Below are 14,906 nucleotides of genomic sequence, written 5' to 3'. Positions count from 1 at the left end.
TCTGTATGTCCGGCGATTGGCTCACCGGACAGGCAATTACCAGCGCTCATTTAGCAGGTTGGGTTGAATACCCGTCGGGATCGGTGAAGCCAAGAGTGGTTCGCCCGTAATACCTGCTTCAAACTCAGATCTGAAATATTTGATTGCGCTTTGCAGAGGCTCAACGGCCCCCGGAGCATGGGCGCAGAACGTTTTACCCGGACCAAGATCCCGGCATAACTGTTCCAGTGTTTCGATATCGCCATGCTGTCCTTCCCCTTTTTCGAGGGCTTGTAAGATCTTGACGCTCCAGGGCAAACCTTCGCGACAAGGGGTACACCAGCCACAAGATTCACGGGCAAAGAATTTTTCAAGGTTCAGCGTCAGCGAAACCATGTTGATTTCATTGTCGACCGCCATTGCCAGCGCTGTTCCCAGACGGCTGCCAGCTTTACCAATAGAGTCAAAATCCATCGGCAGATCGAGATGTTGTTCCGTTAGAAAATCGGTCCCCGCTCCACCGGGTTGCCAGGCTTTCAGCGTATAACCGTCGCGCATGCCACCGGCGTAATTTTCCAACACCTCACGGGCCGTGGTACCGAATGGTAATTCCCATAAGCCAGGATTTTTCACTTTGCCGGAAAAACCCATTAGCTTGGTGCCGGTATCGTTACTTTTCCCGGCGGAGAGCCCTCGATACCAGTCCACTCCGTTCTGCATGATCGAAGGGATGTTATTCAATGTTTCAACGTTGTTGACACAGGTGGGTTTACCCCAGGCACCAGCCAGCGCAGGGAAGGGCGGTTTGGCGCGCGGATTGGCTCGGCGGCCTTCCAGTGAGTTAATTAGTGCGGTTTCTTCACCGCAGATATAACGACCTGCACCGGTATGTACGAACAATTCAAAATTAAAGCCCGTACCGAGAATATTTTTACCGAGAAAACCGGCCTTCGTAGCTTCATCGATTGCCTGACGTAGCCGCTGTGCTGCTTCAATGTATTCGCCGCGCAGGAAGATATAACCGCGATAGGCTTGCAGGGCGTAAGCGCCAATCAGCATGCCTTCGATCAGCTGATGGGGGAGTTGCTCCATCAACAGACGATCTTTATAAGTACCCGGCTCCATTTCGTCGGCATTGCAAAGAATATATTTCTTATCGAATTTCGGGTCCATCGGCACCAGGCTCCACTTCACGCCTGTCGGGAAGCCTGCGCCCCCGCGACCACGTAAACCAGCCGCTTTCACCTGATCGGTGACGGCTGTGGGTGCCATTGTCAGTGCTTTTTCTGCACCAACATAACCTTGTTTCGCTCGGTACTCCTCAAACCAGACGGGCTGCTGATCGACTCGCAGCCGCCAGGTGAGGGGATGAGAATCAGCGGTTCGAATCATGGATATTGCTCCAGCAGGTCGTCGATTTTGTCAGCACTCAGATGACTGTGTGTATCATCATCAATCATCATGCTTGGCCCTTTATCACAATTACCGAGGCAGCAAACAGGCAACAACGTGAAACGGTTATCTGTCGTTGTCTGGCCCGGTTTGATCCCCAGCTTATTTTCCAGAGCCTGTTGCACAGTCTGGTAGCCGTTGATGAAACAAACCACACTGTCGCAATAACGAATGATATGGCGACCTACGGGTTGTCGGAAAATCTGACTGTAGAAAGTGGCAACCCCTTCAACATCCGAAGCAGGAATACCTAAGATCTCTGCGATCTGATAGATGGCACCATCAGGTACCCAGCCACGCTCTTTTTGCACAATTTTCAGCGCTTCGATGCTGGCCGCACGCGGATCTTCATAGTGATGCATTTCGTGCTGAATGGCTGATCGTTCCAACTCTGTAAGCGCGAAGGGCTCATTTTGACATTGGCATTGATGACTCATAATTAGCGATCCACGTCTGACATAACGAAATCAATACTACCCAGATACACGATCAAGTCAGACACCAGCTGACCACGGATCACGGAAGGGATCTGCTGCAGATGGGCAAAACTTGGTGTTCTGATGCGAGTGCGGTAGCTCATCGTGCTGCCATCACTGGTCAGGTAGTAACTGTTAGCACCCTTGGTGGCTTCAATCATCTGGAACGATTCCTGTGCCGGCATAATCGGCCCCCAGGAGACTTGCAGGAAGTGATTGATCAGGGTTTCAATGTGTTGCAGTGTGCGTTCTTTCGGCGGCGGCGTAGTCAGCGGATGATCCGCCTTGAACGGACCTTCCGGCATGTTATGCATACACTGTTCGATGATACGCATACTCTGGCGGATCTCTTCGACACGCACCATCGCACGATCATAGGCATCGCCGTTTTGACCTACCGGCACATCGAAATCAAACATTTCATAGCCGGAATAAGGTCGCCATTTCCGCAAATCGAAGTTCAGACCGGTGGCACGCAAGCCTGCTCCCGTAACACCCCAGCTCAGTGCTTGTTGCGTGTTATAAGCGGACACACCGACCGTACGCCCCATCAGGACACTGTTTTTCAGTGCGGCCTTCACATAATCATTCAAGCGGTTTGGCAGCCAGTCCAAGAGGTTGTCCTTGACCAGACGCTGCCAGCCTTGCGGCAAATCGTGCGCCACACCACCAATACGGAACCAGGATGGATGCATACGTGCACCCGTGACGGCTTCGATGATGTTGTAAATTTTTTGCCGATCGGTGAACGCATAGAACACCGGCGTCATAGCGCCGACGTCTTGAATATAGGTTCCTAAAAACAGCAGATGGCTGTTGATGCGGAACAATTCCGACATCATGATGCGGATGTATTTCACACGATCCGGCACTTCAATCCCGGCCAGTTTTTCTACCGACAGCACATACGGCAGGTTGTTCATCACTCCGCCAAGATATTCGACACGATCGGTATATGGAATATAACTGTGCCAGGATTGGCGCTCGCCCATCTTTTCTGCGCCGCGATGGTGGTAACCAATATCCGGTACGCAATCGAGGATCTCTTCCCCATCCAGCTGTAGGACAATACGGAAGGCCCCGTGTGCAGACGGGTGGTTCGGCCCTAAGTTCAGGAACATGTAATCTTCGCTGCTGGTGCCGCGTTTCATGCCCCATTCTTCCGGCTTGAACAACAGTTGTTCCTGCGCTTCATCCTGACGCATTTCATCCAGCATGAAGGGTTCAAACTCGGTCGCGCGTGCCGGGTAATCCTTACGCAGCGGGTGCCCTTTCCAGTTTCTCGGCATCAGAATACGGATCAGATGCGGATGACCATCAAAATGGATACCCAGCATGTCCCATACTTCACGTTCATACCAGTTGGCATTCGGGAATTCGCCTGTGAGGGAAGGCATTTTCAGGTCGCTTTCCATCAGCGGTACTTTCAGGATCACATCACTGTTTCTTTCAATCGACAGCAGATGGTAGAACATGGTGAATTCAGAAGCCGGTAAGCCTTGTCGATGGGTACGCAGGCGTTCATCGGTCGCATGCAGGTCATATAACATGACAAAAGGTTTGGGTGCATGGCGCAGATAGCGAATGGCATTCAGCAATACCTCACGCTTGATCCAGACGACCGGAATGCCCATTCGTGTATTTTGCACATGCAGAATATCATGCGGGAAGCGGTGCAAGAGTTCTTGTACGACGGGGGCATCCTGCAGATCGCGGGTCTGCCATAACTGCATATCAGGATTGGTCGGAAATTGTTGTGTCAGCTTGATCATGTTTGGGCCCTTACAACTTATCCGGAGTCGGAAGATTGGTCACGGCAATACGTTCCTCGCGGGAAAGATCTTTTTCACAAGGCATCTGTGCGCGATAAACGCCCTGATCACCAACAACCCATGACAATGGGCGACGCTCTTCACCGATGGATTTTTGTAGTAACAATAAGGCTTGCAGGAACGCTTCCGGACGGGGAGGGCAGCCAGGAATGTAAACATCGACAGGCAGGAACTTATCTACGCCCTGAACAACCGAATAAATATCATACATGCCGCCTGAATTTGCACAGGCACCCATACTGATCACCCATTTAGGTTCCAGCAGTTGTTCATACAGACGTTGAATCACGGGCGCCATCTTGATAAACGGGGTACCCGCAATCACCATGAAGTCAGCCTGACGAGGCGAGGCTCGAATAACTTCTGCACCGAAACGGGCCACATCGTGTACGGCAGTAAATGCCGTTGTCATCTCGACATAACAGCAAGAGATACCAAAATTATAGGGCCAGAGAGAGTTTTTCCGGCCCCAGTTCACTGTTGAATTCAGCACATTTTCTAATTTACCGAGCAGAATACCTCGGCCAACTTCCTGCAAGGGATCATCCACCGTCTGTTTTTTTTCAGCCGGATATCGTTCGATCGGTGCATTCGGATCGATTCTGGTCAGGGTGTACTTCATGACAAGCCTCGCAATTACTTGGATTGCTCAATATTGTGAGAGGAAGAAGGCTGGCTTTTCGGTGCCCAGTCAAGCGCACCAATGCGCCAGAGATAGACCAGACCGACCAGCAGAAGAACGATAAAGGTCGCCGCCTCGATAAAGCCAATCCAACCGCTCTCACGAACGGATACAGACCAGGCAAACAGGAATAGCGCCTCAACATCGAAAATAACGAAAAACATCGCGATCAGGTAAAACTTTGCGGAGAAACGTAGACGAGCCGTACCGACAGAGTCGACACCTGATTCAAAGGGTTTGTTCTTACTTCGGCCTTGTGCTTTGCCACCGAGGAAGGCAGCCAGACCAATCATGATGCTACATAGACCAACTGCAGCCAGTACATAAAATAAAAAAGAGCCATTATGGGCCAAATCAGCCATATGCCACCTCTGCTAGCAAATACTCTGTTGTTTTAATTATCTATATTAATGGGTAGTGAGAAGGCTTCCCGTCTGCAGAAAGGAAATATTTAACGGAGTCGGGCAGCCTGGTCATTATGACAATGGCGGGGTTGCTGGCTCTGCGCATCCCAGATACTGCGGCAGGTGCTGTTATCCACGAGTTCCATCTCAGACTAGCTAATCACAGGAAGTACTGCCAGACAGAATGTCAGAATCGTGAAGAAAAACAATTAAGCCTTATTCAGCATACACTTATTTTGTCCCTATGTTACGTTTTGGTTGATAAAAGGTGTATTCCCAATGGTCGTTTGTGTGATTTTGGACAACATATTTATAACAAACAAAAACGGCATATTTTTTTATACAGAATTACCATCAAATTTATGGTTACGTTTACATCAAGTAAAATCAAATAGTTAAAAATAAAGTGATAATCCAAAGAGATTCATTTGATTAATTATTTCCTATCGTTATCAATTGTAACGCAATGTAACATCCCGAATCCCTGCCGATAAACTCACTATTTTGTAACAATTCGCCGTATTAATTTACATTCATGTAAACGATACCATCATTTTTTGTAGGTGATTTATTCGTAATTACTTCTGATTTAGTGTTATTGGGCAAAAACTGTTACAGGATTCCCGAAATTTAACAAAAACAGTGTAAACGATTTCTTATTGCAAGAGAGATCACAAAAGATTAACAAGAAACTGGGTAATGTAATTTACGAACACGCTCAATAACGTTTGTTGTTGGGAATTCCATAAAGTGCTTTGCAGCAAAAAAGAAAAAGTGGAGAAAAACCGAATGAATAAGTTCTCTAAAATAGCTGTAATCTTAGCTGGTCTGACAATTGGCGCCGCAGCTCAGGCTGAAACTCTGTTAGGCTTCACCGTTTATAAATACGATGATAACTTCATGTCTGCTGTTCGTAAGGCAATTGAAAAAGAAGGGGCGCAGTACAAAGACGTCAAATTGCTGATGAACGATTCCCAAAATGACCAATCCAAGCAGAACGACCAGATCGACGTATTGATTTCAAAAGGTGTAAAAGCACTTGCTATCAACCTGGTTGACCCTGCTGCAGCTCCGGTTGTTATTGAGAAAGCAAAAGAAAACAACATTCCAGTTGTGTTCTACAACAAAGAGCCAAGCAAAGAAGCGCTGGCCAGTTATGACAAAGCTTATTATGTAGGTACTGATTCTAAAGAGTCAGGCATCATTCAGGGTGACATCATTGCCAAACAGTGGAAAGCACACCCAGAGTGGGATTTGAACAAAGATGGCGTGATTGACTATGTATTGCTGAAAGGTGAGCCAGGTCATCCTGATGCTGAAGCACGTACCACCTACGTAACTAAGACTCTGAACGAAAGCCATAAAATCAAAACTAATGCTCTGAACATGGATACTGCGATGTGGGATACCGCACAAGCAAAAGACAAAACAGATGCATGGTTGTCTGGCCCTCATGGCGACAAAATTGAAGTCGTGATTGCAAACAATGATGCAATGGCGATGGGTGCAGTAGAAGCGTTGAAAGCACACGGCAAAACTAAAGTGCCTGTGTTCGGTGTAGACGCGCTGCCTGAAGCATTAGCTATGATCAAGAGCGGTCAAATGGCTGGTACCGTGTTGAATGATGCGAATAACCAGGCTAAAGCAACATTTGAACTGGCTAAAAACCTGGCAGAAGGCAAACCAGCGGGTGAAGGTACTCACTGGAACATCGTCAACAAAGTGGTTCGTGTACCATACGTAGGCGTTGATAAATCAAATCTGAGCCAGTTCATCAAGTAATAAAATAAACCCTTCAAAATAGACCTAATAAGAGGAGGAACCTCCTCCTCTTATTTCTTTATGGTTGTGGCAATATTATGGCTGATCTCACAGTGAATTCATCTCAGGAATATCTACTGGAAATGGTAGGTATTTGTAAAGAATTTCCAGGTGTCAAAGCCTTGGATAATGTGAATCTGAAAATTCGTGCTCATTCAGTTCACGCATTGATGGGTGAAAATGGTGCTGGAAAATCCACATTATTAAAATGCTTGTTTGGTATTTATGAAAAAGATGCCGGAACAATAATATTTCAGGGAAAAGAAATTAATTTTCACTCGGCCAAAGAAGCACTGGACAATGGTGTTTCAATGGTGCACCAAGAATTAAATCAGGTGCGGCAGCGTTCAGTGATGGATAACATGTGGTTGGGTCGATATCCAACTAAAGGCATGTTTATTGATCACAATAAAATGTATAAAGATACGAAAGCTATCTTTGAAGAATTAGGGATTGATATCGATCCAAAAGAAAAGGTTGCGAACCTTTCTGTTTCACAAATGCAAATGATTGAGATAGCTAAAGCTTTCTCATATAACGCCAAAATCGTCATTATGGATGAACCAACTTCTTCTCTAACAGAGAAGGAAGTTAATCATCTTTTTACTATCATCCGAAAATTAAAGGATCGAGGCTGCGGTATTGTTTATATCTCGCATAAAATGGAAGAAATATTCCAGTTATGTGATGAAATAACAATTCTTCGTGATGGGCAGTGGGTTGACACCCGTCCACTCGAAGGTCTCGATATGGATAAAATCATCGGTATGATGGTAGGGCGTGAATTAACGCAACGTTTCCCTCCCAAAGTGAACAGACCTAAAGAAGTTATTTTGGAAGTAACCGGCCTGACTGCATTAAATCAACCCTCTATTAAAGATGTCACTTTTCAACTGAGAAAAGGTGAAATTCTTGGCATCGCGGGCTTGGTGGGTGCTAAACGTACGGAAATTGTCGAAACTATCTTTGGTATCCGTGAAAAATTGTCTGGTACCATCAAGCTACATGGCAAAGAAGTACAAAATGCTGATGCACATGAATCCATTCGAAATGGCTTTGCTCTGGTAACAGAAGAACGTCGTTCGACAGGTATTTACAGCCAGTTAGATATCGAATTTAACTCGTTGATCGCCAATATAGATCATTATAAAGGCACTGCCGGTCTGTTGGATAATAAACGCATGAAAAGTGATACCCAATGGGTTATCGATTCAATGCGTGTAAAAACGCCAAGTCAGAAAACATCAATTGGTTCATTATCCGGTGGGAATCAACAAAAAGTTATTATTGGGCGCTGGTTATTAACCCAGCCTGAAATATTAATGTTGGATGAACCAACCCGAGGTATTGATGTCGGTGCAAAATTTGAAATTTATCAACTGATGCTTGAATTAGCCAAAAAAGATAAAGGCATTATCATGATTTCATCTGAAATGCCGGAATTATTAGGTATCACTGACCGTATTCTTGTTATGAGTAATGGTCGTGTTGCAGGCATTGTTGATACAGAAAAAACTGATCAGCAAGAAATTATGCGTTTGGCTGCTTTATATTTGTAAGATTGGGGATATACATTATGAATGTATCAAAAATTCTAAACTACCTGAAAAATGGTGGTATTTATGTGGTTCTGTTTATTTTGTTGATGATTATCATCATTAAGGAACCTACATTTTTAAGTATGAATAACTTTAGTAATATCCTCACCCAATCAGCTGTACGCGTTATTATTGCGTTAGGCGTAGCAGGTTTGATTGTTACTCAAGGCACTGACCTTTCAGCCGGTCGTCAGGTTGGTTTAGCGGCGATTGTTGCGGCTACATTATTGCAGTCAATGACTAATGTGAATAAGGTGTTCCCATCAATCGGTGAAATACCAATTCCAGTTGTTATTTTAGTGGTATGCGTAATTGGTGCAATCATTGGTTTGGTCAATGGTCTTATTATTGCCAAATTAAATGTAACCCCATTTATAACCACTTTGGGTACGATGATCATCGTATATGGTATTAACTCACTGTATTACGATCTGGCTGGTGCTTCACCTATTGCTGGTTTTGATCCTCGATTCTCTAATTTCACGCAAGGCTTCTTTAAAATTGGTTCGTTCAAGCTTTCCTACTTGGTTATTTATGCTGCGATAGCGACGGCCATTATTTGGGTGCTTTGGAATAAAACCAAATTTGGTAAAAACATTTTTGCAATCGGCGGTAACCCTGAAGCTGCCAAAGTATCTGGTGTGAATGTCACTCTGAACTTAGTGCTGATTTATATGCTGTCCGGTGTGTTTTATGCCTTCGGCGGTATGTTAGAAGCAGGACGTATCGGTAGTGCGACAAACAACTTAGGCTTTATGTATGAGTTGGATGCAATTGCTGCGTGTGTAGTCGGTGGTGTTTCTTTCAGTGGTGGTGTTGGTACAGTATTAGGTGTTATTACCGGGGTGATCATTTTCACCGTTATCAACTATGGTATGACCTATATCGGTGTGAACCCTTACTGGCAGTTCATTATCAAAGGTGCAATCATCATCATGGCAGTTGCACTGGACTCTCTCAAATACGCTAAGAAAAAATAAAGTATCCCCAAAATATGAAACGGCCTACCAAGATTTGGTAGGCCGAATTATTTAAAGTTACTCATCATGCAAATAAAAAGGCCAGGAGTCATAGTTATCCTGGCCTTTTATTTATTAGCAGTGTAAATGGACTAGTATTAACGAACGCCTATAGGTGCCGAGGCTGATGACTGACGTCTGATCAATACTGGTCGGAAAATCTGTGAACTAGTTTCATCAGGAGTATCACCAGTTGCAAGTTGCATTGCCATTTGTGTTGCCCGGGCTGCCATCAGTGAAATGGGATAGCGCATCGTTGTTAATTTGGGTCGGCAAAAACGAGCAACAATAACATCATCAAAACCAACCACAGAAACATCTTCTGGTACTTTGAAGCCATTATCAATTAATACGGAAATAATACCTGTGGCCATCATATCGTTATAAGCGACTACGGCTGTAAATGGCATGCCTCTGCCGAGCATATCTTGAATGGCTTGCTCTCCGCCTTCCTGATTTGGCTCCGCGCGTTCTATGGCGATTTCATTTGGATTTAACCCATGATCTTTCATTGCATCCTGATAACCGCGGATACGATCTGTGGCATCCTCAATGTCATATTTCGATGCAATGCAGGCGATGTGTTTATGACCTAATTCAATGAGATGTTGAGTAATGGTATAGCTGCCGTAATGATTATCCAGCCAGATGCAACGCGAGGGCATAGCGGGTATAAACCGGTTAACAAAAACCATCCCAGGGACTTTATTTGCGTAAGCAATTAGCTCTTCGTCACTGAGTGCTTTACTGTGAATGATTAGTGCTTCACAGCGTTTACTGATCAAAAGCTCGATCGTTTCCCGTTCCTGAGCAATATCATGTGCACCATTACCTATTAATAAGTGTTTATGATGCGCTCTACATTCGATTTCAATGGCTTTAACCATATCGCCAAAAAAGGGATCTGCGACATCAAAAACCATACAGCCGATGGTATCGTTTACTCTGCTAACTAATGCTCTGGCATTGGCATCGGGCAAATAGTTCAATTCTTCCATGGCACGTTTAACCGCTTCTCTTGCGGCTTCGCCAGTCTTGGTTGAATTGTTTATAACCCTAGAAACTGTCGCGATTGAGACTCCAGCTAGTCTTGCGACATCTTTAATTGTTGCCATAGTGCATTATTCTCATCGGGGGCGTGTGATTTACATGCTTGCTGCCGCCCAATATATCAGGGATAAGTCACTCATCACTAGATAAAACTTCATTAGGAGGAAGATATAAAATAAACAAAAAATGTAAACGTTTACATTTTTTGTTTATTAGATCACAGTCTGCTGCAATACTCTCTTCTAGACTAACAACATCAGCAAACTTATTACCAAGTTGTTATTTTCAGCAAGGAGACTGCATGAAGATTCTAGTGACCGGCGGAACAGGGTATATCGGCAGTCATACCTGCCTGGCCCTGATTGCGGCAGGGATCGAACCGGTGATCCTCGATAACCTCTCCAACAGCAAGTTGGCCGTCTTAAACCGGATCGAAGCCGTCTCCGGCCAGCGCCCGCTGTTTTATCAGGGGGATATCCGCGATGCGGCCCTGTTGGATCGTATCTTTCAGGAACAGCCCATCGCGGGTGTCATTCATTTCGCCGCCCTGAAAGCGGTCGGCGAATCCACCCAAAAACCGTTCGAGTATTTCGAGAACAATATCGCCGGTACGCTGACTCTGCTTGGTGCCATGCGCCGTGCCGGTTGTTTCCGCTTCATTTTCAGCTCGTCCGCCACCGTCTATGGTGACCCGCAGACCGTGCCGCTGCGCGAAGATTCACCGCGTGCCAGCTTAAGTCCGTATGGCCGTACCAAGCTGATGATCGAGCAGATGCTGGAAGATATGCAGCAGGCCGATCCACGCTGGAGTATTACGCTGCTGCGCTATTTCAACCCGATCGGGGCACATGCTTCCGGCCAGATGGGCGAAGATCCGCAGGGGATCCCGAATAACCTGATGCCGTATATCACGCAGGTGGCGATTGGCCGCCGCGATTGCCTGAATATCTTCGGCAATGACTACCCGACGAAAGATGGCACCTGTGTGCGCGATTACATCCATGTCATGGATTTGGCCGAAGGGCATGTCAAAGCCTGGCAGGTCTGTGGCGAACAGGCCGGATTGCACATCTACAATCTTGGCACCGGACAGGGCGTGAGCGTGCTCGAGATGGTGCATGCCTTTGCCCGCGCCAGCGGTCTGGAAATCAATTACAAAATCGTGGCGCGCCGCCCGGGCGATGTTGCCGAATGCTGGGCTGACCCAAGCAAGGCGCAACGCGAACTTGGTTGGAAAGCGACCCGCACCCTGGATGACATGACCCGCGATAGCTGGTGCTGGCAGCAGGCAAACCCGAATGGTTACGAGGAAGAAGCCCATGTTTGATCCGATTGATCATCCCCATCGTCGTTTTAATCCGCTGACCGGCCAGTGGGTGCTGGTTTCGCCGCACCGTGCTAAACGGCCGTGGCAGGGACAGGTTGAGAAAGCCGCCCCGGACGATCGTCCGGCGCATGATCCGGAATGCTTCCTGTGTGCTGGCAATACCCGCGTCAACGGCGAGCAGAACCCGGATTATCAGGGCACCTTCGTCTTCACCAACGATTTTGCGGCGCTGATGACCGATACCCCGGCTTCGCCGCCGTCAGCCGACCCGCTGTTCCAGTGTGAATCGGCCCGCGGCACCAGCCGGGTGATCTGTTTCTCCCCGGATCATAGCAAAACCCTGCCGGAGCTGCCGGTTGCGGCGATCCGCCGGGTGATTGATACCTGGTGTGAACAGGTGGCCGAGCTGTCGCAAACCTACCCGTGGGTTCAGGTTTTCGAGAACAAGGGCGCGGCAATGGGTTGCTCCAATCCGCATCCGCACGGCCAGATCTGGGCCAACAGCTTCCTGCCGAATGAACTGGCCCGTGAAGCGCAGACCCAGCAGCAGTGGCTGGCGGAAAAAGGCACGCCGATGCTGCTGCAATATGCGCGGCAGGAGTCGCAGTCCGGTGAGCGGACCGTGGTGGAAACCGAGCACTGGATTGCCGTGGTGCCGTACTGGGCGGCCTGGCCGTTTGAAACCCTGTTACTGCCCAAGGCCCACGTCACCCGTCTGACCGAACTGAACGAGGCCCAAAAGCAGGATCTGGCGCTGGCGCTGAAGCAACTGACCAGCCGTTACGACAACCTGTTCCAGTGTTCGTTCCCGTATTCAATGGGCTGGCATGGCGCACCGCACACCGCAGACGATGCCAGTCACTGGCAGTTGCATGCCCATTTCTATCCGCCGCTGCTGCGTTCAGCGACGGTCCGTAAATTCATGGTGGGGTATGAAATGCTGGCGGAAACCCAGCGTGATCTGACCCCGGAACAGGCCGCAGAACGTCTGCGTGCCGTGAGCGATATTCATTACAAAGAACAGGCTTGAGGAACGCGCGATGTCATTAAAAGAGAAAGTACTGGCTGTCTTTCAACGCAGCTTTGGTGGTGAGCCCGATTTGTTTGTCCGGGCACCAGGGCGGGTGAATCTGATTGGGGAACACACCGACTACAACGACGGCTTTGTGTTGCCCTGTGCCATCGATTACGAGACCGTGGTGGCCGTCCAGCGCCGCGATGATGACCAGGTGGTCGTGGTGGCGGCCGATTACGCCAACCAGCGCGATGAGTTTTCGCTGACGCAGCCCATCACGGTACATGCCGACCAGTTGTGGAGCAACTACATCCGCGGTGTGGTGAAGTACCTGCTGGAGAAAGGGCTGGCACTGAAGGGGCTGAACTTAGTGGTCTCCGGTAACGTGCCACAGGGCGCCGGATTAAGCTCATCGGCGTCACTCGAAGTCGCCATTGGCGAAGCGTTCAATCAGGCGTATCAGCTGGGTTTAACCCCGGCGGCGATTGCCCTGAACGGTCAGGAAGCCGAGAACAAATTTGTCGGCTGTAACTGCGGCATCATGGATCAGATGATCTCCGCCAGTGGTGAGAAAGACCACGCGCTGCTGCTGGATTGCCGTTCCCTGGAAACCCGGCTGGTGAAAATGCCGGAAGATCTGGCGGTGCTGATTGTGCACTCGAATGTGAAACGCGGACTGGTTGACAGTGAATACAACACCCGGCGGGAACAATGCGAAGCGGCGGCCCGGCATTTTGGGGTGAAAGCCCTGCGGGATGTGAATCTGGCGCAACTGCAAAGTGCGGCGGAGCAGGGCAAGCTGGAACCGGTGGTGTATCAACGGGCCCGGCATGTCATTACCGAAAATGCGCGGACGCTGGCGGCGGCGGATGCGCTGGCAGTGGGCGATTTGGAGAAGATGGGCGTGCTGATGGCTGAATCGCACCAGTCGATGCGCGATGATTTTGCCATCACCGTGCCGGCCATTGATACGCTGGTTGAGATTTTACAGCAGGCAATTGGTCGCGAGGGCGGTGCCCGTATGACCGGCGGTGGTTTTGGTGGTTGTGTGGTGGCGCTGCTGCGTCCGGCACAGGTAGACGCGGTCATTGCGGCGGTGGCGGAAGAATATCCGGCGAAAACCGGGCTGAAACCGACTTGCTATGTGTGCAAAGCGCGGGCCGGCGCTGGGATCTGCTAACGCCACAGGAGGCGAAGATGCAACACATCAGGTTACATAATCCGCAAGGGATGACGCTGGAACTGATGACCACGGGGGCGGCCCTGTTGTCATTGCAGGTGCCGGTGGGAAACGGTCAGCGTAACGTCCTGCTGGGTTGTCGGCCGGAGGATTATGCCCGCCAGCACTGCTATCTCAATGCGATGGTCGGGCGTTTCGCCAACCGGATCGCCGATGCCCAGTTGACGCGTCAGGGGACGACCTATCCACTGACGGCCAATCAGGGAACAAACTGCCTGCATGGCGGGGTGGAGGGGTTTGACCGTCGCGAGTTGCAGGTTGTAGACCAGCAGGCCGACCGGGTCACGCTGCAGCTGCATTCGGTGGACGGCGACCAGGGTTTTCCGGGTGATTGTGACGTGACACTGACCTATGCGCTGGAGCAGCGTGAGCTTGTGATTGATATCCAGGCGACTGTAAACCAGCCTTGTCCAGTGAATCTGACCAGTCACGCGTACTTCAATCTCGATGGCAAACGCAGTGATATTCGACATCACCGTCTGCAGGTGAACGCCAGCCATTATCTGCCGATTGATGCGGCGGGTATTCCGCTGTCGGCCGCACAGCCGGTGGAAGGGGCGCTGGATTTTCGGGAGGAACGGTGCTTGCAGGCGCAGTGGCTGGCCCATCCACAACTGATTTGTGCCAAGGGGCTGGACCACTGTTATCTGCCGGATGTCAGCGAGGCTGACCCGGTGGCGGCCCGGCTGACCTCGTCCGATGGGCAACTGGTGATGGAGGTACTGACCAATCAACCGGGGCTGCAGATATACACCGGCAACTATCTGGCGGGGGAGCCCAGCCGTGAGAATGAACCCTATCATGACTATGAAGGGATCGCGCTGGAAGCGCAGCAGCTGCCGGACAGCCCGAACCGGCCCGAGTTAGGCGACCCATGGCTGCTGCCCGGTCAAACCTACCATCATCAGACCCGCTATCGTTTTATTTCTGAGTAAGTGTGTACAATTTTTTAGCCGGAAAATGTTCCGGCTTTTTTCTTCTTCCTGCCCATCCCTTTAGTTAAAATAGCCA

13 protein-coding genes are annotated in these 14,906 nt (G+C 49.0%); 7 read left to right on the top strand and 6 right to left on the bottom strand.

Features of this window, described 5'->3' with window-relative positions:
- Positions 1 to 36: 36 nt before the first annotated feature.
- From nuoF to H027_RS0105010, 5 genes are read right to left on the bottom strand one after another with little or no spacing between them, the layout of a single operon-like run.
- A complete protein-coding gene (gene nuoF / locus H027_RS0105030; RefSeq protein ID WP_024871430.1) occupies positions 37 to 1,371 on the bottom strand; it encodes an NADH-quinone oxidoreductase subunit NuoF in 1,335 nt (444 codons plus the stop codon).
- Positions 1,368 to 1,868, bottom strand: a complete 501-nt coding sequence (nuoE, locus tag H027_RS0105025; protein ID WP_024871429.1) for an NADH-quinone oxidoreductase subunit NuoE — start codon at positions 1,866 to 1,868, stop codon at positions 1,368 to 1,370. Before nuoE ends, nuoF begins: the two co-directional genes overlap by 4 nt.
- Before the next feature lie 2 nt (positions 1,869 to 1,870).
- The gene (nuoC, locus tag H027_RS0105020; RefSeq protein WP_152536748.1) at positions 1,871 to 3,676 is read right to left on the bottom strand and encodes an NADH-quinone oxidoreductase subunit C/D; all 1,806 of its coding nucleotides are present in this window, start codon (positions 3,674 to 3,676) and stop codon (positions 1,871 to 1,873) included.
- Between the two features lie 13 nt (positions 3,677 to 3,689).
- On the bottom strand, positions 3,690 to 4,361 hold the full coding sequence (locus H027_RS0105015) for a NuoB/complex I 20 kDa subunit family protein (RefSeq protein WP_024871427.1): 672 nt from the start codon (positions 4,359 to 4,361) through the stop codon (positions 3,690 to 3,692).
- Positions 4,362 to 4,375: 14 nt separating this feature from the next.
- Entirely contained in the window at positions 4,376 to 4,783 is a 408-nt protein-coding gene (locus H027_RS0105010) for an NADH-quinone oxidoreductase subunit A (protein ID WP_024871426.1), read from the bottom strand.
- Positions 4,784 to 5,614: 831 nt separating this feature from the next.
- On the opposite strand from H027_RS0105010, the gene mglB reads away from it, so the two are divergent.
- The 3 genes from mglB to mglC all read left to right on the top strand — a co-directional run bounded on the left by mglB (position 5,615) and on the right by mglC (position 9,224).
- Complete coding sequence (gene mglB / locus H027_RS0105000; protein ID WP_024871424.1) at positions 5,615 to 6,607, top strand: galactose/glucose ABC transporter substrate-binding protein MglB; 993 nt, start codon at positions 5,615 to 5,617, stop codon at positions 6,605 to 6,607.
- 77 nt (positions 6,608 to 6,684) lie between these two features.
- Positions 6,685 to 8,205 carry a galactose/methyl galactoside ABC transporter ATP-binding protein MglA gene (gene mglA, locus H027_RS0104995; protein WP_024871423.1) on the top strand — a complete coding sequence of 507 codons (1,521 nt, stop codon included), beginning with the start codon at positions 6,685 to 6,687 and terminating at the stop codon, positions 8,203 to 8,205.
- 17 nt (positions 8,206 to 8,222) lie between these two features.
- On the top strand, positions 8,223 to 9,224 hold the full coding sequence (gene mglC, locus H027_RS0104990; protein ID WP_038149173.1) for a galactose/methyl galactoside ABC transporter permease MglC: 1,002 nt from the start codon (positions 8,223 to 8,225) through the stop codon (positions 9,222 to 9,224).
- A gap of 137 nt (positions 9,225 to 9,361) precedes the next feature.
- On the opposite strand, the gene H027_RS0104985 is transcribed toward mglC, so the two are convergent.
- Positions 9,362 to 10,378 carry a substrate-binding domain-containing protein gene (locus H027_RS0104985; RefSeq protein ID WP_024871421.1) on the bottom strand — a complete coding sequence of 339 codons (1,017 nt, stop codon included), beginning with the start codon at positions 10,376 to 10,378 and terminating at the stop codon, positions 9,362 to 9,364.
- A 236-nt stretch (positions 10,379 to 10,614) separates the two neighbouring features.
- Here H027_RS0104985 and galE point away from each other — a divergent pair, with 236 nt between their 5' ends.
- The 4 genes from galE to H027_RS0104965 are packed head-to-tail and all read left to right on the top strand — an operon-like array spanning position 10,615 to position 14,830.
- A complete protein-coding gene (gene galE, locus H027_RS0104980) occupies positions 10,615 to 11,640 on the top strand; it encodes a UDP-glucose 4-epimerase GalE (protein ID WP_024871420.1) in 1,026 nt (341 codons plus the stop codon).
- The gene (galT, locus tag H027_RS0104975; RefSeq protein WP_024871419.1) at positions 11,633 to 12,670 is read left to right on the top strand and encodes a galactose-1-phosphate uridylyltransferase; all 1,038 of its coding nucleotides are present in this window, start codon (positions 11,633 to 11,635) and stop codon (positions 12,668 to 12,670) included. The genes galE and galT overlap by 8 nt, the downstream gene beginning before the upstream one ends.
- Positions 12,671 to 12,680: 10 nt before the next feature.
- Positions 12,681 to 13,835, top strand: coding sequence for a galactokinase (galK, locus tag H027_RS0104970; protein WP_024871418.1), 1,155 nt, complete (start codon positions 12,681 to 12,683; stop codon positions 13,833 to 13,835).
- On the top strand, positions 13,829 to 14,830 hold the full coding sequence (locus H027_RS0104965) for a galactose-1-epimerase (protein ID WP_272912561.1): 1,002 nt from the start codon (positions 13,829 to 13,831) through the stop codon (positions 14,828 to 14,830). Before galK ends, H027_RS0104965 begins: the two co-directional genes overlap by 7 nt.
- Positions 14,831 to 14,906 lie beyond the last annotated feature (76 nt).

Source organism: Tolumonas lignilytica, assembly GCF_000527035.1.
GTDB classification, from domain to species: Bacteria; Pseudomonadota; Gammaproteobacteria; order Enterobacterales; family Aeromonadaceae; genus Tolumonas; species Tolumonas lignilytica.
Note: the sequence above shows the minus strand (reverse complement) of the source record. Positions and strands in the feature narration are given on the sequence as shown.

Bases quoted from the DNA above. Each gene is read 5' to 3' on its own strand.
- H027_RS0105015 (WP_024871427.1), bottom strand. From the start codon at position 4,361: ATGAAGTACACCCTGACCAGAATCGATCCGAATGCACCGATCGAACGA.
- mglC (WP_038149173.1), top strand. From the start codon at position 8,223: ATGAATGTATCAAAAATTCTAAACTACCTGAAAAATGGTGGTATTTAT.
- H027_RS0105010 (WP_024871426.1), bottom strand. From the start codon at position 4,783: ATGGCTGATTTGGCCCATAATGGCTCTTTTTTATTTTATGTACTGGCT.
- nuoE (WP_024871429.1), bottom strand. From the start codon at position 1,868: ATGAGTCATCAATGCCAATGTCAAAATGAGCCCTTCGCGCTTACAGAG.
- mglB (WP_024871424.1), top strand. From the start codon at position 5,615: ATGAATAAGTTCTCTAAAATAGCTGTAATCTTAGCTGGTCTGACAATT.
- H027_RS0104985 (WP_024871421.1), bottom strand. From the start codon at position 10,378: ATGGCAACAATTAAAGATGTCGCAAGACTAGCTGGAGTCTCAATCGCG.
- mglA (WP_024871423.1), top strand. From the start codon at position 6,685: ATGGCTGATCTCACAGTGAATTCATCTCAGGAATATCTACTGGAAATG.
- galK (WP_024871418.1), top strand. From the start codon at position 12,681: ATGTCATTAAAAGAGAAAGTACTGGCTGTCTTTCAACGCAGCTTTGGT.
- nuoF (WP_024871430.1), bottom strand. From the start codon at position 1,371: ATGATTCGAACCGCTGATTCTCATCCCCTCACCTGGCGGCTGCGAGTC.
- galE (WP_024871420.1), top strand. From the start codon at position 10,615: ATGAAGATTCTAGTGACCGGCGGAACAGGGTATATCGGCAGTCATACC.
- galT (WP_024871419.1), top strand. From the start codon at position 11,633: ATGTTTGATCCGATTGATCATCCCCATCGTCGTTTTAATCCGCTGACC.